Consider the following 22,221-nt stretch of genomic DNA (forward strand, 5'->3'; position numbering starts at 1 on the left):
AACAAATATTCCACCAGTATAGCAAGCACAGTTAGGTTTTGCTTACTTATACATAAGATTGCTGGGCACAGTGGTCAAAATAATCTAGACAACTGAGCTGGATGTAACGGGGGAAATAGCTCAGTTGTCTAGTTATAGGAGGCTTCATTGCCTCGGGGTGGTGACGGGGGGCAAGCCGCTTTTAATGCTGCTGGTTTGCGAGTATGTGGGCTTTGTTGTCTCTCTTCCTGCGATGGATCATGTTTGCTGTAAAGGCGAGGCTGGCGCTGAGTGTGAGTGTGAGGGCGAGGCTGCCGCTGATGCGTTGGAGTGGTATTGTTCCGGCGCTGGGTAGTGTGTAGTGGTAGGTGAAGGGGTGTAGGTAGTTGGGTTGGTCATAGGTTCCTAGCTTCCAGTGGATGGTGCTGGTGGTTTGGCCCGGATTACCGGCTGGGCTGGTGGCTTGCCAAGTGTTACTGGCGGTGTCCCAATGGGGTGTGTCTGGTGTGTTTGTGGTGCCTATGGTGAGCGCTGTGACAGTGAGAGCTTGTGTGGCCTGGGCTTGTGTGGGCTGGCTGTGCTGATTGGTGTCGCTGCTGCCTTGTCCGAGTTGGCCTGCTGTGTTGGCTCCCCAACTGTAAACTTGCCTGCTGTTGGTGATCGCGCTTGTGTGGTTGCGCCCGGCTGTGATATGGGTCATGGCTGGTAAAGCGTTGATGGTGGTGATGTCGAGTGGTCTGGTGGCTTGTGACACGTTCGTATTGTTGTTGCCGAGTTGGCCGCTAGTATTGATTCCCCAAGTGTGTACGTGTCCGCTCGTGCTGAGCGCTATGGAAGTGTGCTCTCCTGCTGCGAGTTGGCTAATGCTAGAGGGGAGAAAACCGGCTGCGCTGATATCCGTGGGTGTGCTGCGACTGGTGGTGGTACCGTCTCCTAACTGGCCGTGCTGGTTATCGCCCCATGAGTACGTGTGCTGGTCTTGGCTCAGGGCTAGTGAGTGAGTGCTACCAGCCGTAACCTGTGTAATGGTAGCGGGTAAGGCTCCTACGGTAGTGAGGTCAACAGGACTGGGTTGCGCGGTATCAGTGCCGAGACTGGTACTGGTACCGAGCTGACCATACTCGTTAGCTCCCCACGAATAGGTGTGATGTTCGTTACTGACGGCTAGGGCGTGGTGGCTGCCAGCACTGATAGAACGAATCGTGGTAGGTAAACTACCAGCAGCGCTCACATCAGTGGGCAGGCTATTAGGATTAGTGGTGCCAGCGTTAATGGTAGTGGCGAGAGTGCCGTATTGGTTGGATCCCCATGTGTAGAGGTGGCCATCACGAGTAAGCGCTAGTGAATAATCATCACCGGCTGCCAATTGCATAATGGTAGAGGGTAGGCGAGCGGTGTTGGTTAGGTCGATGGGAGTGTTCTGGTCTGTACTAGTACCGTCTCCTACTTGTCCTTGAGCATTTGCTCCCCATGCGTAGACGTGGTGGTCGCTGCCTAAAGCGAGTGCGTGTGAACTACCGGCTGCTACTTGTAAGACGCGTACCGTATCGGGTAGGTGCACGCGTGAAGGCGAAGGATGGGCTTGCCTGTCTGCGCTACCCGAGCCGAGCCTGCCGTGTTGGTTGGAGCCCCACGAGTATGCGTTGCCATCAGAGCCGATCGCTAGCGTGTAATCCTGGCCCGCGGACAGTGATGAATAGGTGATAGTGTGCGGCGCGACTGGAGCAGACACTGATAAGCTCACGCCGCCCTGGGAAGGACTGTGAGCTGGGTAAAGCTTAAACGCATACTTTTCCCAACCCGCAGTCAAAGTCATACTCGAAGTAACTGGTTGAGAAAAATCCCACGGCTCGCCCGTATCGGTGTACCATCCAGTGAACCAGTGATGCTCCCAGGCTGGGGTAGTGGGCCAGTCCAACAGCTTCCCACTGTCTTCCTCGACTTGCTGGTCGGGCGGGGCAGTGCCGGGCGCTCCACCTAGCTTGAACTGTACGGTGTAAAGGTCGAGGTAGTAGAGCTGGTAGGTTTCACTGGGTTGAGCACCGAGTCCGACCAGACTCCAATCCACTTTAATATCAACCGTCGTACCCGGAGTACCAGCCGGAACTTTACCCGACCACGCATAGGTTGTAGGGTTGGAAGTTCCGGTGGCTGTGGTTGTACCGACAGTGACTTTATCAATGCTGATAGCGCCTCCGACTCGCACAGGCGCATCCCGGTATGCAACCACGGTGCCGTCGCCTAATTGCCCATATTGATTTTGTCCCCATCCGTATAGGTTCCCATCGTTGCCGATTGCATAGGAATTCCAGTACCCGGAAAACACTTTTATGAAGGTAATACCTTGGGGCACGGAAACAGGGTAGGGAGCATTGCTCCATGATTGAAAGCCAACTACTGCTCCAGCAAGTCCTAAACCTCCCCAAGCATTTTGGCCCCAGCTGTAGGTTTTCTTATCGCTGCCAATAGCGATGGCGTGCCAGCCTCCTTGAGCCATACTTTCAATACTCACACCCGCAGGCATTCGACGAGAAATAACTATAGGGGAGAGCATGTCACCAAAGGGCGTATTGTTGCTGCCCGAGCCGTCTCCAAAAGTGCCCCATTGTGAAGCTCCCCAAGCGTACGTTGAACCATTACTGGCAATGGCGGTAGAGAAATTACCGCCGGTGGAGATTGATGTCCAGCGTTGGCCTGCGGGTGGGTTGACGGGCAGTGCAGTGGCGCTGTTGTATCGGTTACCGTTCGCAAGCTGCCCGTGAACATTGTTGCCCCAGGTGTAGATGACGCCGTTGTTGCCTAGGGCGGTGGATGTCATGTATAGGGCGCTGATGCTGGTGATTTTCACGGTTGCCGGTATGCCGACGACTGCTGTGGGCCGGGTTCTGGCTGTGGTGTCTCCCACGCCGAGCTGGCCTCCGCCTTGGTGCTCGAGCTCGTCGCTGTTGTTATTGTTGCCCCAGCTGTAGGCTTTGCCGTCATCTCCTATGGCTAGGCAGTAGTCTCCTGCTGCGGTTGCGGTGATGAATTTGTTGACGCCTGCGGGTGGGGTTACTTTTGTGGGGGTGTTTCTGTTGGTGGTGTCGCCTAGGCCGAGTTGGCCTTTGTCGTTGCGGCCCCAGGTGTAGAGGTTGCCTTGGTCGTCGAGGGCTAGGGAGTGTGGGTAGTATCCGGTTGATACTTTAACGATGTTGGCGCTTGTGGGGAAGGTGATGGGTACTGGTTTGAGTCGGCTGGTGGTTGTGCCGTCGCCGAGTTCGCCGTAGGTGTTGTCTCCCCATGAGTAGACGTTGTGTTTTGAGTCGATGGCCAAGCTGTGGTAGTACTTGGAGTCCATATCGATGAAGGTGACACCTGCCAAAGTGAATGGGGTGATGGTGAGGTCGCTGCCGCCTGAAGGTGAGGCTTTGCGTGGTTTGACGCGGAAGTGGGGTGACGCGGGGTCAGCGTGTGCGGTTTGGGCTAGTTGAGTAGCCCCCCCCCCCAAGGACAGTTAGAGCTAGCGCTAAAATGATGGTGCTAGCAATACGAATGCGGCGCATGTGTTTCCCCTTTAGTGTGACAACAACTGTAGAATTGTCACACTAGTGTTTCTAGAGTTGTATCCGATTCCCCAACGGCTACAACAACCCTTCTATTGTTTGTAAGTATTACACCAGTATAGCAAGCTACAAGCTAAGTGCCATTGTTTCCGCGCTCAAGTTATAAATGCAACGCTGTTTCCTGCTTTCGATTGAGCTAGTCAGAGCTGGAGAATATGGTTAAATGCGATGATATACCGGGTTCAGCTTTGAGTGTAGAGATAAGTGTTAGGCTGGCTATTGTACACAATGGATGCGCGATGGAAGCTGTGCTGTGATGATATATGTGTTGCCGGTTTTGGTGGCTTGTGAAGCGGTTGCGATTATGATTATTGAGATGTTCGGATCCAGAAAGCTTCAAGCTCAGGCTTTTGACTTAGACGAACGATTCCTTCATCAGCCGCAGACGAAAACATTGCTAGCTAATCAAGGCATCTACAACGGTGCTTTCGGCATACTCATTTTAGTTACCATACTGTTTCTTGGCGGGCAGAATCGAATGCTCTCGCTCATTTTTGAAATGGCATTCATCTTCGTCGTAGCGATTTACGGAAGCTTGACCGCATCTAAGAAAATCATACTCATACAAGGCCTACCAGCAGCATTATCACTCCTCGTATTACTCATCGCATATTAAAAGGTAGAGCAAATATTAAGCTACTGCACATTCCTTTAGATTCGTGCGCGATGCTGAGCTTTACGCCGGCGAGCCAACTGGTGGCCGGCGTATATGGTTGAGCAGAGTCCGGTGAGGAGGAGGAGTCCTCCGCCTGTAAAGCGGTGGAGGGGGATTGCTCCGGCTGTGGGGAGAAGCCATTGGTATCTGTAGGGGAGGGGGTAGTCTGTTTGTTCTGTTCCTCCTAGGGTCCAGTGGATGTTGGTGGTTACTTTTCCGCTGGTGTGGGCTGGGCTGGTGAGTTTCCATACTTGGTTGGTGGAGTCCCAGGTAGGTGGTGTGCTGAGTTCGGTTTGGTCGAACTTGACGCCAGTGACGATTAATTCTTGTGGGTTGGGTTGTCTGGGTGTGGGGTTGGTTATGTTGCTAATGGTTCCGTCAGCTTGCTGCCCGTAGTTGTTATCGCCCCATACCAGAATTTTGTAGTCGCTATCGATGACGGAGCTGTGTTTGCCGCCGGCGCTGATGTAGCCGATCGTGTTGGTTAGCCGTCCGGTGGCGTTGAGGTCGGTGGGGGTTGGGTTGTCATTCGGGCTGCCATTGTTGGCAGTGACACCCAGCTGTCCTCTCTGGTTGGAGCCCCAGATCCAGGCGTGGCCAGAGCTGTCGAGAGCGATGCTGTGGTATTCTCCTGTGCCGATGGCGCTGATATTTGCGGGCAGCCGTCCAGCGGCGCTCAGGTCGGTGAGCGTGTACACGTTCAATACGATGCCGGAGTTGGTGGTGTGCCCGAGCTGGCCGTATCGGTTGTATCCCCAGCTCCAGACGTGCCCGTTGACGTCGAGGGCGAGGGTGTGGTCCTTTCCGGCGCTGACCTGGCTGATGCCTACGATGAGTCTGCTGGCGGCGTTCAGGTCGGTGGGTGCGGCGCCGCTGCTTCCGTATGGCAGTCCCAGCTGTGCTGAGTCGTTGGCTCCCCAAGCCCAGACGTGTTTGCTGCTGTCGATGGCTAGGCTGTGTTTGCTGCCGGCGCTGACTTGGCTGATGTTAGCGGGCAGGCGGCCGGTAGCGCTCAGGTCGGTGGGCGTCTTATTGGGCATGTAGTTGCCCGCGTTGGCGGTGATTCCCAGCTGGCTGTCTTGGTTGAGTCCGCAGACCCACACGTGCCCGCTAGAGTCTATGGCTAGGCTGTGCCAGCCTCCTGCGCTGACCTGGACGATGTTGGTGGGCAGTCGTCCGGTAGCGCTGAGATCTACGGGGACGGGCTGGTTTGCACTGCTGGCTGCGCCCACCTGTCCGTAGTAGTTCCAGCCCCAGGCCCAGGCGTGTCCGCTGCTGTCTATGGCTAGGCTGTGGCTGCCTCCGGCGCTGACCTGGGTGAAGCGTACGCCCGCTGGCGCGAGTACGCGTTCGGGAGCGTTGGCCGTGCCTCCGTCGTTCGTCCGCGTGCCTAACTGGCCGGCTGAGTTAGCGCCCCAGGCGTAGGTGTTGCCGTCCGATCCGATTGCCAGCGTGTGCCTGTCTCCTGCGCTCACCTGCATGAATCGAATTCCGGTGGGTGCCGTCGGAGGTGTGATTGTTGTGGGACTGCCAGAGGTTAACACTTGGTCAGGGTTCATGGTGAATCGATACGCCTCCCATCGAGCGGTCAGAGTCATATCTGCGCTTATGGGAGTGTCGAAGTCCCAGGCTTTCCCGTTGCTGGTAAACCATCCGTCGAACCAGTGTCCTTCCCAAGTTGGGTTGGTGGTGGGATACTTCGCCTTACCGTTACGTGGAATTGACTGGCTCGGTGGAGCGGCTCCGGGTGCCCCACCCATGTCGAAACTAACCGTAAGCGCGCTCAAATAAGTGTAGGTAAGCCTCGCTGTGGTTTGTGAAACGCCGTCGAGAGTCCAGTAGACAAGAACATTAACCGTGCCAGCTGAGTGAGCGGGAGCCGTTACCAGCCACAAGTCTCTGCCAGCGTCATGTCGAAGATTGCTACCAAGGCGGCCATCGAAGTAGACTTTGGTTATTGCGATGGTAGGGTTAGCTACTTGAATTGGGCGAGTACGCCCGGTCTTGGTTCCGTCTCCCAACTGCCCATATTGGTTGGGGCCCCAAGAGTACACTTTGCCGTCGCTCGATAGAGCTTTCGACTGTAGCCATCCAGCGCTGACACCAGAAAATTGCACACCAGCAGGAGTGGAAACAATCGTCGGGGAAAGACGGTCCACGGTACTGCCGTCGCCTATGAGTCCGACACTTGTATAACGGTTATTAGTGCTGCTATTCCAACCCCAAGCATAGACCCTGCCGTTACTGCCAACAGCTAAGGAATGATAGGCGCCAGCAGTGATTGCAGTCAATGGTACCGGTGTGCTGATTCTTGTGGGGGAGTATCTGTTAGTCTTAGTGCCGGTTCCAAGCTGTCCATATCCATTGTGACCCCAGGCATACAAATTGCCCTGAGCATCGAGGGCTAATGAATAACCCTCTAGATACACGCCTCCCACTATTCCGCGATCGTTTTGCCCTCCTGCTTGGACATTAGTGAATTGCATGCCGAAGTTAATGCGTCTAGGGGTTAAACTCCGAGTTGTGCCTCCGTCTCCCAGCTGCCCATAGTTGTTGTAACCCCAAGCATAGGTGTATCCATCCGTGCCTATAGCAAGAGAATGACTTCCTCCGGCACTAATGCTCTTAAAAGCAATCGGAGCATTTATCTTGGTTGGAACACTGCGGTTAGTAGTGTCTCCTAAACCGAGTTGACCTTCGCTATTACGACCCCAAGCGTAAGCATTACCATTACTATCGAGAGCCAGAGAATATCGGTTGTATCCGCTAGCGCAGACACTGACGAAACGGGCACCCGCCGGTGCAGATATTCTTACCGGCAGCGGGGTAGCACTCGAAGATGAGGAAGTTCCGAGCTCACCAAAAAGATTAACTCCCCACGAATATATTTTATTGTCACTCCCTATCGCGAGCGTGTGATACCAGCCCGCGCTAACATTGGTAAATTTCACACCAGTTGGAGTCTTGACCTTTACCGGTAGAGACGAAGAAGTAAGAGCTCGGCCGCTACCAAGCAAGGTAGGATCATTGCCGCCCCAAGCCCAAGTAGTACCATCTTCAGTAATAGCAACTGTGTGAGTGCTACCGGCGCTGATTTTGGTAAACCTCAAAGTGCTTTGAAAGGGTGGTTTTACAGCGACTTCATTGCCGCCTTCAGTTGGGCCTTCGGTGGGTGAGAGGGAAAAATCTTGGTTTGTGTCGTCTGCGTGAGCAAGCTGAGGACGCGCTAAACTAGCGTACCCCCCCCCCAGGATAGTTAAGGACAGGAGCGCTGCAATAGCGCTCGCGGTGCGATGGTGTCGCATAACCCCTCCAAAAACAGGCCCATACACAATACAAGTGTCAGTCAGCCCGTGAAAATCTCGAAAAACTGTGATTGGAGCTACCAGCCGCGCCCCGATTCCCCAACCGATACAGCTGCGCCCAAGCTCTGCTTACTTCAAGTCATCTTACCATCGTGCCCCAATAATTCCGAATGCAAGGCCTCACTCAAGTCTCAGTTTCCCTATTCGCTGGTATATTTCCTGCCAGTTTTTGCAATCATGACCGTATATAACTGCTTAATTCCATACTCTTCGTTCGTATTGATTGGAGATATAGTATGCGTCTAAAATAGGTACAAACCGATCCTTCTCTGTATGGTTGGGTTGCAGCTATCTAATAATGCGTAGACCAGTCCTTTCAGTTCAGTAGTCTGGCATATATGAAAAAGCGCAAAGGTGGATGGCTAAAAGCTATAGCTGTAGTAGTTGGTATCGGCTTGTTTATAGCTTCTCCTGGCCTTGCTATCGTGTTGGCTATAGCCTGTTTCATTTTGGTTCGTATAGTTGCTCGCTTTACGAAGAGAAAAGCGAAAAGCAATGGACCAAGTCGTAAGAGCGCGAAAACTTCTGCTGCCGAACAACACAAGCTATATCTGCCGGACGACTATGTTGCGCTAGACACAGAGACTACGGGTTTGTCTTCGGCCACAGACCGCATTATTGAAATAGGTGCTGTCAGGATTCGGAATAGACAAATTACAGACCGATTCTCGGCCTTAATTAATCCTGGGCTCAGTCTTGGACCGCATATTACTGATTTAACAGGTATTACGGATGAGATGTTAGATGGGCAACCAGCAATCTCAACCGTGTTGCCTGACTTTTACGATTGGCTTGGAAACGACCCGGTAGTTGGACACAACATAAAGTTTGATCTAGGCTTTTTTGCTGCCGAATCAGAACGTATCAAGCTTAATGCGCCCAAGCCAGTGTATTACGACACTCTTCACCTGAGTCGTACCCAATTCCCCGAAGAGCGGCACCACCGGTTAGTGGATCTCATTCAGCGTTTTGGCATAGCAGAAGTTGAAGAACACCGGGCCTTATCTGATGCTATTCAAACATATCAATGCTTCGAATGGTTGCGTACTTATATTGAAAGTAATGCGCTCAGACCCAAAAAGTCTCGTAAGCGACGACCGCGTAAAAGCGAGGATAGCTACCAGCGAAGAGCCAGGGCAGACTATATAAACAGTCATGATTGTGAGCCTCGCAATTACCAGCCCGAAGGTAGGTTAATTGCAGACGTTAGGGATTGTGGCGGTGTGGATGTAAGTCGACGAGGAGACTACCAAGAGTTATTTGCGCGCTATGGCAAGGGAACTTGGCTGTGGGTAGTGGTTACGCGAGGATACACGCCGAACGGAAAAGATGCGGGTTTGCCCACAATTGAAGTGTGGGCGGACGGAGAATATGCTGGTTTCTTAACGCAGCTGCAAGCCTCTCGATACTTTTTGCACGTACCAGAAGAAGGCGGAGTAACTCAGGCGCATATTCGGCAAGACAATAAAAGCGGTAGGTATCGCATGAGGGTCGAGCTGCCGCCTGCGCATGAGGAAATTGACTTACTGTCATACATGGTAGAACAGAGTTAGAAGGGGAATCAGATCGGGCATGTAGTATTCGAACGCTGGTTGTATAAGTCTTTGGTTATCTAGGTGTAGATGATAAACGAGGTATAACAGTCGGAAAGACTGTAAGACCGTATTCTGGTTTCCTACCGTAATTGTTCTCTCTCTAATTGGGATAGAAAAGAAATGATAGCTGTCGATATAGCTTTCGGTACGTAATCATGAAGGTAGTGGGGTGCTTCAAAATACTGTATTTGCGAGTTGCCTTGCTGGTGTTGGAAGGACTCTTGCAGGTGGTGCCATTCTTGCTTGCTAAACCCGGTGCCGTGCCCGTTAGAGACGAGTTGCAGCATTTTAACGTTGGGTAGTCCGGCGGCTGCGACCGTTTTGGCATTGGCGGTTACTGTGTTAATCTCGCACCGGATGTCTGAGCCCATGAAATTCTTATAGAAGAGCGCCCGGTAGGTTTTCTTCTCAGCGTTGGTTAAGTGCCCAGCTTTGATGGCGGGGGATTGATCCGCGGTCAGGGCTGGCAGCAAGCGTGGCAGACCCAGTCGGCACAGAGCTCCAAGCAGAGCGGTAGCAGCCGCCGGAGGTACCAGATTACGCGTTTCGTATGCTTCAGGCATGGCCATATCCAAACCGATGATGGCCTCCACTTCGCTAGGGTAGCGCTTGGCCCAATAGAGCGCTTCGAGCCCAGACATAGAATGGGGCAGCAGCACATAAGGCCCGTCCACTCCCGCCGCCGCGAGCGCCGCCCGAGTCTCGCCTAACATAGTGTCAATATCGCGAGAATCCCGAGACCCGTCGCTAAACCCATACCCCGACTTCTCCAACACAATCGAGCAAAACCGGTCTCCCAACTCCTCAATCAAAGCCTTAAAATCATAAAGAGGAGAAGCAGTCCCCGCACCAGACAAGAACACCAATTTTGGAGCCGAGTCTCTCGCGTCTCCAAACACTGCAACGTTCAACCGTTTATTGTTCACCTGAACAAACCGAGTGTGGCCCTCGAAGGACAGACCTTTCACAGCTTCGCTCTCATAATTTAGGTGCATTCTCATAAGTTTAGAACACTTATGAGTTGAGTGCTAGATAAGCGCTGCTAGGGCTAGTGACAAACTATTATCCAACAGGCAGCTCTGGTGTACGCCACCGGTTATTGAGCGATTTCTTGCAAGATGATGTCGTGGAACCGGTCGGGTTCCTCCCACTGAGGGAAGTGGCCGGAGTGTTCGAACCAGTGCCAGTTTCTGGGGCTGTCGATGGTTTCGTACCAGTCGTGAGCAACGGAGGAAGAGACGTGGTAATCTCGCCTGCCTTCGCAGAAGGTGACTGGTATATCGAAGCGGTGGATGTTGGTGAAATCGGTTTCCATTAGCTCGTGCCAAAGGTAGGTAACGGACTGCATGGAGCCCTTCTGGCGGTTCAAAAGTTCTTTGACAGAGTAGCGGTGGCAGGTGAGAAAAGGCCAGATAAGGTTGTTCATGTTGGAACGACCGTAAAGGGAACCGCCGTGTTTTATTACGAGTTTGTTTAGTTTAAGCAGTGTTTTAACCCAGTCCTGTCCGGCGATTGCATCGTCATAGTTGTCAAGGAAAGTCAGAGTCTTGGCGTCTTTCGTACGGGTGCGAACGAAGGCAATTTGTTCTGCGGTAACGGCTTTCATGCTGACCACCTGCCCGCAGCCTATGTAATGGTGTACTAATTCGGGATGCGCTTGGATGAATTTGACCCCTAATACACTGCCCCAAGAATGGCCAATAAGGTAGATTTTGTCTTGGTGAAAGCGATCAAGTAATTGCAGCGTCAGCTCGTGAATATCTTCGAGGTAGGTATCGATAGTGGGGTGGTTGCTCGCAGTAAATGGATAATAGGAGAGTCCAGCGCCTCGCTGATCCCAAACCACAAGATTAAAATGCTGAGCAAGAGAAGCATTAAATTTCTCAACCAACGGAAGGCAAGAATCCCCAGGCCCGCCATGCAAATACAGAAGAACAGGATTCTCCGGCTTATCCCCAAGAACGCAATACCGCTGGTCGACGCCATTAATGCAAGCAGCCTCAATCCGATTCATGATAATCCTTGTATTTGGCACATAAACTTGTAATCTCTTATAAGAATCTACCCATCATACTGCCCCCCCCCCGGCTTATATCTTTTATAATTCTTTCTGATAAGCAAGGAAGGAACGTGTAGTTTTCGCTAGCATGGCGGCGCATAATCATAAGGGTAGTGGGGTGCCCAAAATATGGTATTTGCGAGTTTCCTTGCTAACTTTTTAGAGAGTGTCTTCTGAATAGCGAATAGGACTAAATCAAAGTATGCCGGTAATGTGTAACCAGCCAACGGAGTCTCCTTGGAAGGAAGAGTGATGAATATTAATAAAATACAGATTTCTGCGCCATTTTGTTTCGGTAATAATCCACTTATGCTTGATAACCTTGGGAAAGTTAATTTTGTTTTTGCTCCTAATGGTTCCGGAAAAACGACTATTTCAAATGCTTTGGCAGAGCAGCCCAAAGAGACTGAGAAACGTAGACGTTGGGGAACGGCACCGACCACCTTAGCAATACGTGTCTTTAATGAAGCATACAAACAACAGGTGATGCAGGAGCGCATCAATGGTATTTTCACATTGGGTAAAGAATCTCAAAAGGTCAATGAGGAAATTGATGGTCTTACCAACACGATTAATGAAGAAAAAATTAATCGCGAAAAGTTACTTAAAGATATTGGCGAAGACGCGTATGGCGATAGTGAATCATCTAGTTTTGTCGGGCAATTGAAGGAGTTAAAAAACTACGCAACCGATACTGTTTTTGAACAGCATAAGGTAATACCTCAGTCTGTTGTTTCGGTAATATTTAAAGGGTTTAGAAACAGTAAAAATCGTTTTTTTGAAGAGGTTAGTCGACGTTATAAAGAGTGTAACAAGAAAGAATTCTGTGTTGACGGGATTACGTGGGATTTATTAAATGATAAACTTCGTCGTTTGTCTGCTGATGGAAAACGTTGTGAACTTTCTAACATTTCGATTAAACAGGTGCTCTCTGCTGATGATCGGGAAATAATTGAAACAAATTATGAGATTACGAGTAAGGAGGGGTTTGCAGCATTAATCGAACAATTGAATAATGCTGACTGGGTCTATGCAGGTCGTTTATATGTTGAACAAACAAACGGGGTGTGTCCATTTTGCCAGCAGGAAGCAAATGATTTGTCTGAAGAATTGTCCCGATTTTTTGCAGACAATTTCGCTTCGTTATCTGAGAAAATAAGCGAAACAAAAGATCGGGTGAACAATACAATGGGATCATTAAGAATCCAACTTACGCACTTGAGCGAAAGTATTAAAAGAGATCTAGAAATCGATTCAGAGCAGTTTGAAAAATTAATTCGAGATACTAATCAAATATTGGACCAACTATCGGCCGATTTGCAGGAGAAGTTGAATCATCCCACTAAGGCAATTGAAATAAAAGATGTTTCTGAACTGATTTTGAACATCAACGATTTGATTGATGATGCAAATATTGATATTAAAAGACATAATTTATTGGTAGACAATGCGGCTTCGGCAAAGAGCCAAATAGTCGATGATGGCTGGTCTTTGTTTTTGAGTGATTCCACAGTGAATGTCACTATGAAACAATATGAAGTAAATAGAGAACAGTTAGAGCAGCGAATAGAAGAAGCACGAGAAACAATAAGACAGAGTGAATCAAAAGAAAAGGAATGGCTAGGAAAACGTGAAAAACTACAATCTTCAATTTCTAATACCACGGAAGTAGCGGATCGGATTAATAATCTTTTAAAGGTTTCTGGATTTGATCGTTTCCATCTTGCAGAAGATCATCAAGCAGCAGGTGGATACAAGATTGTTCGAGATAATAATGATATCGCTATATCAACACTTTCTGAAGGCGAAAAATCCTTTATCTGTTTTGCATATTATTGGGAATCCTTGAAAGGGAGCTTCAATCCTAACGAAACTCCCGAAGATGTGGCAGCTGTTATAGATGATCCAATTTCGAGTTTAGACAGTGATGTTCTCTTCATGGTTTCAAGTTACATTCGGTCAGCCGCATTAGAAGCCATATCAGGTAAGGGGAATATTAAGCAGCTAATCGTCCTTACCCATAACGTTCAATTCCATAAAGAGGCAGCTTATTGTTCTGGAACTCCAAAAGTTGAGAAACGTCATTACTATAGACTTTATAAATCTGTCGATGGATATACGGTGTGCAAAGACGATGAGAATGTTTCACAGATTCGGAATACGTATCAGATGCTTTGGGAGTCGGTAGTTGCAGCAGCATTAGCTGAGGACGAATCGGAGCCTCTGCGAATTGGAGTTACAAACATTGTACGTCGGATTGTTGAAGGGTACTTCTCTTTCCTTGGGGAGGAGGAGAAAATAGTGTCGCATGAAGAAATGTCGATATCAGAGCAAAGAATAATTGAAATGTTCGGTATTTGGTCTAATGCAGGGTCTCATACAATCGCTGATGATATTTCTCAAACAATAGACATAGGTAGCATCAAGAGGTTTCTTGCGCTCTTCCAGTTATACTTTACAGATAGAGGGCAAGCCAACCATTTTAATGCGATGATAAATGCAAGTGGAGGTAACCAATTACTTGAAAAAGGTGGATTATTCTCTGGCGATGGCTTACTTACTTTTTCCAAGTGAAAAATGGTGAATACTATGCACGAGATTAGTTGTCCGAATTGTAAGAAGGCTTTTAAGATTGATGAGGCTGGGTATGCTGATATCTTGAAGCAGGTTCGGGATGAGGACTTTGATAAGCAGGTTCATGAGCGGCTTGAGCAGGCTGAGCGGGAGAGTCAAAAGGCGCTGGAGCTGGCTGAAGCGAAAGCTGAGCAGGAATTGCAGAAAGCTCAGAGTGCAAAAGATGCTCAGATTCAGGATTTGCAGGCAAAACTTGAATCTGAGCAGTCTGCCAAAGACTTGGCGGTTTCTGAGGCGTTACGTAAGGTTGAGAAGGAGAAAGACGACCTGAATGCTGCGCTTGAAAAAGCTAAATTGGAACAGAAAAGGGCCCTTGAATTAGCGGAAGCCAACTCTAAGAGTGATTTGCAGAAAGCTTCTTCTGAGAAGGATGCCGAGATAGCCAAGCTCAAGAATCAGTTAGATTCTATTGAGCTTGAGAAAAAGCACGAGTTGGTCGAAGCTCTTAGCTCGGTGGAAAAAGAGCGTGATCAGTTCAAGAGTAGTCTTGAAAAAATACAGCTCGAAAAAGAAGCAGACGAAAAACTGTCAAAAGAACAACTTAAAGCTGAGATTCAGAAGATAACCTCTGATAAAGAGGCGGAGATAGCTAAGCTTAAGAGCAACCTCGAGACAGAAAAACTTAAAGGTGAAGTGGAATCTAAGTCTCTCAAGGACCGCTACGAAATCCAGCTCAAGGATCGTGACGAGCAAATCGAACGTTTACGCGATCTCAAGGCGAAACTATCTACAAAAATGGTCGGTGAAACGCTCGAGCAACATTGTCAAGTAGAGTTTAACAAATTACGCTCTACTGCTTTTGCAAACGCTTATTTTGAGAAAGACAATGATGCCAGAACAGGCAGCAAGGGTGACTTCATCTTCAGGGATAAGGACGATTCGGGTACTGAAATAGTTTCTATCATGTTTGAGATGAAGAACGAGAGCGATACGACTTCGACTAAGCATAAGAACGAGGACTTCTTTAAGGAGCTTGACAAAGATAGGAATGAAAAGCAATGCGAATATGCAATTTTAGTTTCGCTGCTTGAACCTGATAATGAGTTGTATAACGAAGGTATCGTAGACGTCTCTTATCGCTATCCCAAAATGTATGTTATCCGACCGCAATTTTTCATTCCAATCATTACTCTCCTGAGAGATGCGGCTAAGAACTCACTTCAATATAAAGCTGAACTTGAAGAGGTCAAAGCCCAAAATATTGATATAACTCATTTCGAAGAAGAACTCGACAGTTTCAAAGATGCATTCGGGCGCAACTATGAAATTGCCTCAAAAAAGTTCCAAAATGCGGTAGATGAAATAGACAAATCAATTTCTCATTTAAACAAAATCAAGGACGCTCTGCTTGGATCGCAAAACCAGTTGCGTTTGGCTAACAATAAGGCTCAAGATGTAAGTATTCGCAGCCTTACCCGCAACAATGAAACTATGAAGGCCAAATTTGCCGAAATAACAAAAGAATAAGAGTATTGCTGAGTCGAAAGCTATCGAATCAGACGAAATTCGTGAATAGGGGTTGTCAGTGATAAGTCTGACTACCCCTATCGTTTTATTAGTTGACTTCTGAATAAGTGAAGCCGAAATATCATAGTTATAAAGCTGTCAATATGCGAACTAGTAAGTCAACAAGGTTGTCGATTGGCAATTGGTTTGGAGCATCCAGCCACTTCCGCACTATGCCTAGCTTGCCGGCGGCGTAGAACTCGGTTAGGTAGTCTAGGTGGGTGGGGGAGAGGGATTGGCCGGTGGGGGTGCTGGCTAGGTAGAGGCGGATGGTGTCTTTGGCGAAATCGTTCATTCGGGAGACGAAGGCGGGGTCGCCGTGGGGGCCGAGGAGAACTTTGAAATACTTGGCGTCGGCCTGGGTGTGGGTTAGGAAGGCTTTGGTTTCGTTTCGTAGGGTTTCGAGCGGGGTTTGGTCGGTAAAGTGGGCGTCGACGAAGTGCTCGCGTTCTTCCAAAAGGGAGTCTTCTATCTGGCCGCGTAGGTCGTATAGGTTCTGATAGTAGAGGTAGAAGGTGGCCCGGTTGTATCCTGCTAGGTCGGTTACCTGCTTGATGGTGATTTTCTCAATGGGTTCTTTCTCGTAGAGTTGCCAGAAGGCATCTTCCATGCGCTGGCGAGTTCGCTCGGTAACTTCCGGCTGCTTGGTGACCATGATGCCCTCTTTTTGCTTGAACTTATTGTGCTGAGCGCCAGCTACTCTTTTGCTGCGTTACGCGGAACAACTCCCCGAGAGCTCTGAGCCGTTCATAACTCGACAAATGCGCTCGCATTGCTGATTGATGACCCCGCGCTTGTCCTATAGTCTACATCTTTAGACGACATGCTGTCGAGTGATACGGCGGCTCAAGACTAAGGCAGGCGAGTTCAACATGGCATATATCGATTTTCAAGCAGTGACCAAAACGTACGGCAGCGGTGAGAGCGTCATTCATGCTCTCGATGCTGCTTCGTTCTCCGTCGAACAAGGCCAGTTAGCTGTGGTGTTGGGAGCTTCCGGGGCAGGCAAATCGACGGCCCTCAACATTTTGGGCGGTATGGATCGCGCCAGTGAGGGCACGGTTTTGGTCAACGGGCGAAACATCACTGAAGCCACTGATAAGCAGTTAACCGATTATCGCAGAACGGGCACCGGCTTCGTTTTTCAGTACTACAATCTAGTTCCCAATTTGACGGCTCTCGAAAACGTGGAACTCGCCAGCCAGGTGTCCGAGCATGCCCTGGACCCCCGCCAAACGCTCGTAGACGTAGGGTTAGGGGAGCGGTTGAGTAACTTCCCCTCACAACTTTCCGGTGGCGAACAGCAGCGAGTGGCTATAGCCCGCGCTCTGGCCAAGAATCCTGATCTGCTCTTATGCGACGAGCCTACCGGTGCTTTGGATTATCAGACCGGCAAGCAAATCCTCTCCCTGCTACAAGAGACCTGCCGCACCAGAGGTATAACCGTGCTGGTTATCACGCATAACTCCGCTATTTCACCAATGGCAGATAGGCTGATTCGTTTTCGCTCAGGTCAAGTCACTGAAATCACAGAGAATGCGCATCCACAGCCAGTTGCGCAGATTGAATGGTAACCCAATCTTTATCGCTCCCTACGCACGGAGCACCTTAAACCCAGCCGCACAACATCTGGAAGTACTAGCATGAATACAGCAATCATCACGAAACGAACTCCCTCAATTGAGCGCCGGCAGTGTAAAGCGGCCCTGTGGGCAGACGCCTTGCGTGCCGTTGGTAGGGGTTGGAAGCGTTTTCTGTCCATTTTCATTATCTGCGCGCTGGGAGTCACCATGTTTCTTGGGCTCACATCCCTAGCTGATGACGTGGCTGAGAGCGCCGACTCCTACTTCAAACGACAGGGCTTATACGACTTATCAGTAACAGCGGCAAGAGGTCTCAACCAAAGCGATATTGACCACTTGAGCCGGGTGCGCGGTGTGGGCAATATCGCAGGAGTTGTTGCGCAGGACTTCAACGCCAAACTGGCGGGCAGCAGGAAACGCCTCTCTATTAGCACTCTCAACTCTCAAGGCATCAACCAGCCCTTCCGCGTTGCCGGTGTCATGCCGCACGATGATAGTCAAATCGCAGTCAACGAGCTCTATCTCAAAGACTCAGGCAAGCATTTGGGCGACAGTGTGAAGCTCTCTGAACTCATTACACAGCCGAGCGACGGGCAAAGCCCCATGCTGTTCAAAGACAAGTCCTACACTATCGTTGCTCAAGTCAACGATGCTAAGAATATGTACAACCCTGACTTCGCGACCGGCTCCACATCCACTCAGGCCGACTATTCCTTCTTCGTACAGCCCTCGGCTTGCATTAGAGAGGGCGCATACAGCTCTGCTTATCTCACATTGGCACATGCTAGCGATGTGCTCGCTTACGGGCAAGACTACAAGAGTCTGGTATCCGAGACCAAAGCGGCAATAGGACAAACCAAACCATCGCAAGGCAGCGAAGCCAAGTCGAGTCATGCATCTAGCTCTAGCAGCAACGAGCAGACCCGGTGGATTGTTAGAGACCGTAGTCTTTTGCAAAGCTACAATCAGATAGACACTCAAGTCAGCTTCCTCAAGCTGTTCGGCATCACCTTCCCTCTGCTTTTCCTGCTGGTAGCCGTGCTTATCTCTTTAACATCGATTCGGCGCATGGTAGAGGAAGACCGACAGTTGCTGGGCACTTACAAGGCTTTGGGTTACACCAAACGCGAGATTCTGCTCAAATACCTTGCGTTCGCGGGGCTCTCAAGTCTGCTGGGCTCTGCTATTGGTGCGCTCTTGGGGTCTTTCGCCTTGCCGAGCTTGGCTTTTCCCTTGCTGAAGAACATGTATCTCATTCCAAGCTATAGCCTGAAAGTCAACTGGATCCTGATAGTTATAGGCCTCGGTATTTTCATTGCTTCCATAGTGGGAACTGCTTGGTACACCTGCATGGGCGAGCTCAAGGTTGGCCCTGCTGCCCTCATGCGGCCGCAATCGCCGAAAGGTGGTACCTCTATTGCATTGCAGAAGGTAGGCTTTATCTGGGGTCGCATGTCCTTCCTGAACAAGGTTACGGCCCGTAATCTCTTCCGTTATAAGTCTCGCGCTTTTATGAGTATTTTCGGCGTCTTCGGTTGTACTGCTTTAATGATGGTTTCTTTCACGCTGCGAGACACCATGTTGAGTCTTCCAGATCAGCAATACGGGCAAGTGTATTCTTACGATGCGATAGCTGTTACCAGTCCTGAGCATGAGGAGCAGGCAGCGCGCGAGCTTGCGGACAATCCGGATGTGAAAGAGTTTAAACCTGTCTTCGTACAAGCTATGAACGTGAGCGCTGAGCGGTCGACCAACAATCAGCACAAGGGGAGCGAAGGCAATGCTTCCGCAAGGAATGGCGTGGAACAGGTGGCTTTACAACTGATCGTCTTACCCGATGGGCAATCTCTCGAAGGATACATACGCTTGCAAAACGCTCAGACGAAAGCACAGCTGAAACTGCCGGACTCGGGCGGGGTGCTGACTGTGAACGCAGCGAAACTTCTGGGGCTTGGTCCTGATACGCGAGCTTGGGCTGAAGATAGCGCGCGCTTTGGGCACGGCCTCACTGTTGCGGCGATTACGGAGAATTATACGGGCAACAGTCTCTACATGAGCGAATCTGCTTATACAGCCGCTTTTCAGGCTGAGCATTTCGCGCCCAATGCCATGCTCCTGAAACTTAAAGGGAACGCTCAAGCGAAGATAGCGGCCGCCAATGCGCTAGAACAAGATGAACACTACCTGTCAGTGGTGAGCAATCAGCAGCTGAGAGAAGATTTTGCTTCGAACTATGCCACGGTTAACGATGTGGTGGGGCTTCTTATTGTGATGGCGGCGCTCTTGTGCTTTGTGGTGTTGTTTACGCTTTCGACTACTAATATTTCGGAGCGCGAGCGCGAACTGGCAACTATCAAAGTGCTTGGGTTCAGGCGCGGCGAGGTGCATTCGTATGTGAACAAGGAAACGCTGGTGCTAACGCTCTTTGGTATTGCGCTTGGACTTCCGGCGGGGTGGGCTCTGACCTATCCCATGGTGGGCATGATGAAGATGCCGGGCATCCACCTTGAAGTGCGTACGAGCTTGTTGAGTTGGATATCTGTCGCAGTGCTGGCTTTGGCTTTTGCGCTCGCAGTTATGCTCATTACCAACCGCAGTTTGGATCGCATCGACATGGTTGAGTCTTTGAAGAGCCCGGAGTGAATCTGTGTGCTGCTACTGTCGGGCATTGGGGCAAGAGGTCGGAGCCTCCGATCATTTTCTGTTCGTCACATAGACAATTGCCGCTCCTCAGACTGGGGGGAGCGGCAGATCCAAGGCGTCTGGATTACTTTTTGAAGAGCAGGGATAGTCCGCCGTCATCGAGTTGTTTGACTGATGAGATTGAGAAGTGGTCGTCGATAAACTCACCCATGGTGTCAAAGCTGGTTTTAGCTTCGGTATTCCCGCTGACGTAGGGGAGCACTACTAGTGAGATTTCGTCGACCAGTCGTGCTTTGAGGAAGGCTCCATTGATGATAGAGCCTCCGCTGAGAACTAGCCTGTCAATATTGAATGATGATCGTAACTTGGTGAGAACCAGATTGAGGTCAAGATCCTCGTCTCCGCAAATGAGGTAGGGAATTTCCATCGACTGCAAAAAAGCAAGGTATTCTTTGGGAGCTTTCTTAGTAAGCACTTCTATTACTCGATTGTGCTTGCCGCCATATTCGTTGTAATTCACCTCCCAACCCATGCGTCCATTGCGGTCTAAACTAACTTGCCAGGTATCTGATTGAATGTTTGGTGTCCAATCGCAATATTCGATGCCATCTGAGCTAAATTCCGATAAATCTAGGGTGCCTTTGGCGTTATAAGTGGCGATTGTTGTGGCGCCATTGGCGTTGGCACTTCCCAACTGGAAGAGTTCATCGTTGTAGAAGGCATCTGTTTCTTTGGTATCTGGCTGGCGTTCATAAGGTCCGTCGATTTTGCCGTCGATAGAAACCAACATATGAATGGTTACTTGTGCGCGTTCCATTATTGTTTCCTTTATAATGTGATGTTATAGATGCAAATGTGATTACGGTTATAATCTGTATTGTGTAGGTTAAAATCTGACCTTAAGCTGGGTCTTGCTTCTGGAGTGATTACGCCTGACTATGCTTGTCTTGGCCTTTAACCGAGATTGTTGCTTTATGGGCTTAATAGCGTTCCTGCATCATCGAGTTTGGCCAGCCGTTAATGGGCTGCGAGCGGTCGAGCTCACGAATCTGAACTATCTCCTCTGCTGTTAGTTCAAAATCGAAGATGTCTAGATTTTGAGCCAGGTGCTGCGGGTTGCTTGATCGCGGTATGACGACGATGCCTTCTTGAGTCAGAAACCGCAAGACAACTTGGGCCATTGTTTTCCCATGGCCGCTGCTAATTTCGTGCAAAACTGGTTCGTTGCTGAAAGTATCAGTTCCGCGAGCTAGGGGAGACCAGGATTCATGGACGATGCCGGTACTTTTCAAGAATGGATGCATCTTTTTCTGCTGCCAGTAGACTGTTGTCTCAATTTGGTCAATCGCAGGAAGTACAGATGCCTGTTGGCATAATTGCCTAAGCTGATCGCTATTAAAGTTGCTGACTCCAATGGACCGAAGCTTACCTGCCTTGTGTGCATCTTCGAGGGCGCGATATGTAGCGAGATTGTCTCGGTTGGGCCAATGAATGAGCATGAGATCGAAATAATCAAGGCCCGACTTGGCCAGTGACTCATCGATACTCGCCAGTGTCTTCTCGTATCCTTCCGTCATAGTTTTTGAAGTGATGAATAGGTCTGTACGGTCGATACCACTATCTATTACTGCTTGGCCGACTTCCTTTTCATTGTGATAGGCCTGAGCTGTATCGATACTCCTGTAGCCAAGAGCAATGGCTTGGCTAACTGCCGATTTCGTTGCTTCAGGCGCTATTTGGTAGGTGCCGAATCCTACGTTTGGTATGGCGATATGCTCTGCAAGAGCTATGGTGTCCACAATCTTCCTTTCTTTCCGAACAAAGCTGTTGATTCGAACGGATGATGTGAACCCTATAGGATAGAGCCTACTCTAGGGCAAATCTTATTCGGCGAGTCTTTCTGTGTGGTCTTTCATGAGTTTGCTTAACTTTGCTGCCCATTCTTCCTGCCAAGTGTCTAAGGTTCCTTCTTCGATGACAGCATCGTAATACCGTATTTTTTCGTCGATCGTGTCTAAAGCAGCTTGTAACTGTTTAATTTCGCGTTCAACTGCTTCCTTGCGCTCCTGGAATATATGCCTGCGCTCTTGTACGGAATCCATGCCGTTGTCGACCAATGTCAGGTATCGTTTAATCTCATTGAGTGGCATACCTGTGTCTTTGAGGCACTGAATAATTTGCAGGGTCAACAGATCCATGGGTTTGAACGTTCTAATGCCTTTAGTGTCGCGCTCAACGAAGGAGAGCAGACCAATTTTGTCGTAATAGCGCAAGGTGTAAATACTGATGCCTGTGATAGTGCTGGCTTGTGCGATAGTTAATGCTGCTTGTGCTTTGTCTTTAGTCACAGTAGGCCTCTTCCTGTTTTTGCTTGACAAAGAATACTGTACGCGGCAAACTGCCTGACTCGACATGCTTGACTAATCTTATACTCATCAGCTAGCAAAGTAGTCACTTGCAATGGGAAAACTAACATCATTGAGTTTTCTGCAATATTGCAGTCTCTAGGCATCGCGTGTCTCGTTATTTTTGATGATGATTCAGACCAAAAATTTGCTATTGACGGAGGGCTCGGAAGTGCAAAGGTTAATGAGCAACTT

General features: G+C 49.5%; 14 protein-coding genes and 1 pseudogene. 7 read left to right on the forward strand and 8 right to left on the reverse strand.

What is annotated here, in order from left to right; translation table 11 throughout:
* Window positions 1-181 precede the first annotated feature (181 nt).
* The gene (locus R8377_RS03005; protein ID WP_317643498.1) at window positions 182-3,466 is read right to left on the reverse strand and encodes an RCC1 domain-containing protein; all 3,285 of its coding nucleotides are present in this window, start codon (window positions 3,464-3,466) and stop codon (window positions 182-184) included.
* A 371-nt stretch (window positions 3,467-3,837) separates the two neighbouring features.
* On the opposite strand from R8377_RS03005, the gene R8377_RS03010 reads away from it, so the two are divergent.
* The gene (locus R8377_RS03010; protein WP_317643499.1) at window positions 3,838-4,197 is read left to right on the forward strand and encodes a DUF1304 domain-containing protein; all 360 of its coding nucleotides are present in this window, start codon (window positions 3,838-3,840) and stop codon (window positions 4,195-4,197) included.
* A 35-nt stretch (window positions 4,198-4,232) separates the two neighbouring features.
* On the opposite strand, the gene R8377_RS03015 is transcribed toward R8377_RS03010, so the two are convergent.
* Window positions 4,233-7,541 (reverse strand): RCC1 domain-containing protein, encoded by a 3,309-nt coding sequence (locus R8377_RS03015; protein ID WP_486598974.1) that lies wholly within the window; start codon window positions 7,539-7,541, stop codon window positions 4,233-4,235.
* A gap of 398 nt (window positions 7,542-7,939) precedes the next feature.
* Here R8377_RS03015 and R8377_RS03020 point away from each other — a divergent pair, with 398 nt between their 5' ends.
* Window positions 7,940-9,154, forward strand: a complete 1,215-nt coding sequence (locus R8377_RS03020; protein WP_317643501.1) for a 3'-5' exonuclease — start codon at window positions 7,940-7,942, stop codon at window positions 9,152-9,154.
* A gap of 122 nt (window positions 9,155-9,276) precedes the next feature.
* Here the strand turns inward: R8377_RS03020 and R8377_RS03025 are convergent, their stop codons facing one another.
* On the reverse strand, window positions 9,277-10,197 hold the full coding sequence (locus R8377_RS03025) for an alpha/beta fold hydrolase (RefSeq protein WP_317643502.1): 921 nt from the start codon (window positions 10,195-10,197) through the stop codon (window positions 9,277-9,279).
* A 95-nt stretch (window positions 10,198-10,292) separates the two neighbouring features.
* Entirely contained in the window at window positions 10,293-11,210 is a 918-nt protein-coding gene (locus R8377_RS03030) for an alpha/beta fold hydrolase (protein WP_317643504.1), read from the reverse strand.
* A gap of 297 nt (window positions 11,211-11,507) precedes the next feature.
* On the opposite strand from R8377_RS03030, the gene R8377_RS03035 reads away from it, so the two are divergent.
* Window positions 11,508-13,829 (forward strand): AAA family ATPase, encoded by a 2,322-nt coding sequence (locus R8377_RS03035; protein WP_317643505.1) that lies wholly within the window; start codon window positions 11,508-11,510, stop codon window positions 13,827-13,829.
* A gap of 15 nt (window positions 13,830-13,844) precedes the next feature.
* Window positions 13,845-15,356: a DUF2130 domain-containing protein gene (locus tag R8377_RS03040; RefSeq protein WP_317643506.1), complete on the forward strand. Its 1,512-nt coding sequence runs from the start codon at window positions 13,845-13,847 to the stop codon at window positions 15,354-15,356.
* Window positions 15,357-15,483: 127 nt separating this feature from the next.
* On the opposite strand, the gene R8377_RS03045 is transcribed toward R8377_RS03040, so the two are convergent.
* Window positions 15,484-16,050, reverse strand: coding sequence for a TetR/AcrR family transcriptional regulator (locus R8377_RS03045; protein ID WP_317643507.1), 567 nt, complete (start codon window positions 16,048-16,050; stop codon window positions 15,484-15,486).
* Window positions 16,051-16,267: 217 nt separating this feature from the next.
* On the opposite strand from R8377_RS03045, the gene R8377_RS03050 reads away from it, so the two are divergent.
* Together R8377_RS03050 and R8377_RS03055 are read left to right on the forward strand one after the other, a co-directional pair.
* Window positions 16,268-16,969 (forward strand): ABC transporter ATP-binding protein, encoded by a 702-nt coding sequence (locus tag R8377_RS03050; protein ID WP_317643508.1) that lies wholly within the window; start codon window positions 16,268-16,270, stop codon window positions 16,967-16,969.
* 69 nt (window positions 16,970-17,038) lie between these two features.
* Window positions 17,039-19,621 carry an ABC transporter permease gene (locus R8377_RS03055; RefSeq protein ID WP_317643509.1) on the forward strand — a complete coding sequence of 861 codons (2,583 nt, stop codon included), beginning with the start codon at window positions 17,039-17,041 and terminating at the stop codon, window positions 19,619-19,621.
* A gap of 124 nt (window positions 19,622-19,745) precedes the next feature.
* On the opposite strand, the gene R8377_RS03060 is transcribed toward R8377_RS03055, so the two are convergent.
* The 3 genes from R8377_RS03060 to R8377_RS03070 form a co-directional block, all read right to left on the reverse strand.
* Window positions 19,746-20,438: a dihydrofolate reductase family protein gene (locus R8377_RS03060; RefSeq protein WP_317643510.1), complete on the reverse strand. Its 693-nt coding sequence runs from the start codon at window positions 20,436-20,438 to the stop codon at window positions 19,746-19,748.
* Between the two features lie 163 nt (window positions 20,439-20,601).
* Window positions 20,602-21,420, reverse strand: a complete 819-nt coding sequence (locus R8377_RS03065) for an aldo/keto reductase (RefSeq protein ID WP_317643512.1) — start codon at window positions 21,418-21,420, stop codon at window positions 20,602-20,604.
* Between the two features lie 84 nt (window positions 21,421-21,504).
* Complete coding sequence (locus R8377_RS03070) at window positions 21,505-21,969, reverse strand: MerR family transcriptional regulator (protein WP_317643514.1); 465 nt, start codon at window positions 21,967-21,969, stop codon at window positions 21,505-21,507.
* Between the two features lie 75 nt (window positions 21,970-22,044).
* On the opposite strand from R8377_RS03070, the pseudogene R8377_RS07820 reads away from it, so the two are divergent.
* Window positions 22,045-22,149: pseudogene (locus R8377_RS07820) on the forward strand (TOPRIM nucleotidyl transferase/hydrolase domain-containing protein); the annotation flags it as partial.
* Window positions 22,150-22,221 lie beyond the last annotated feature (72 nt).

The sequence above is a fragment of the Bombiscardovia apis genome, from assembly GCF_033095945.1.
GTDB lineage: Bacteria > Actinomycetota > Actinomycetes > Actinomycetales > Bifidobacteriaceae > Bombiscardovia > Bombiscardovia apis.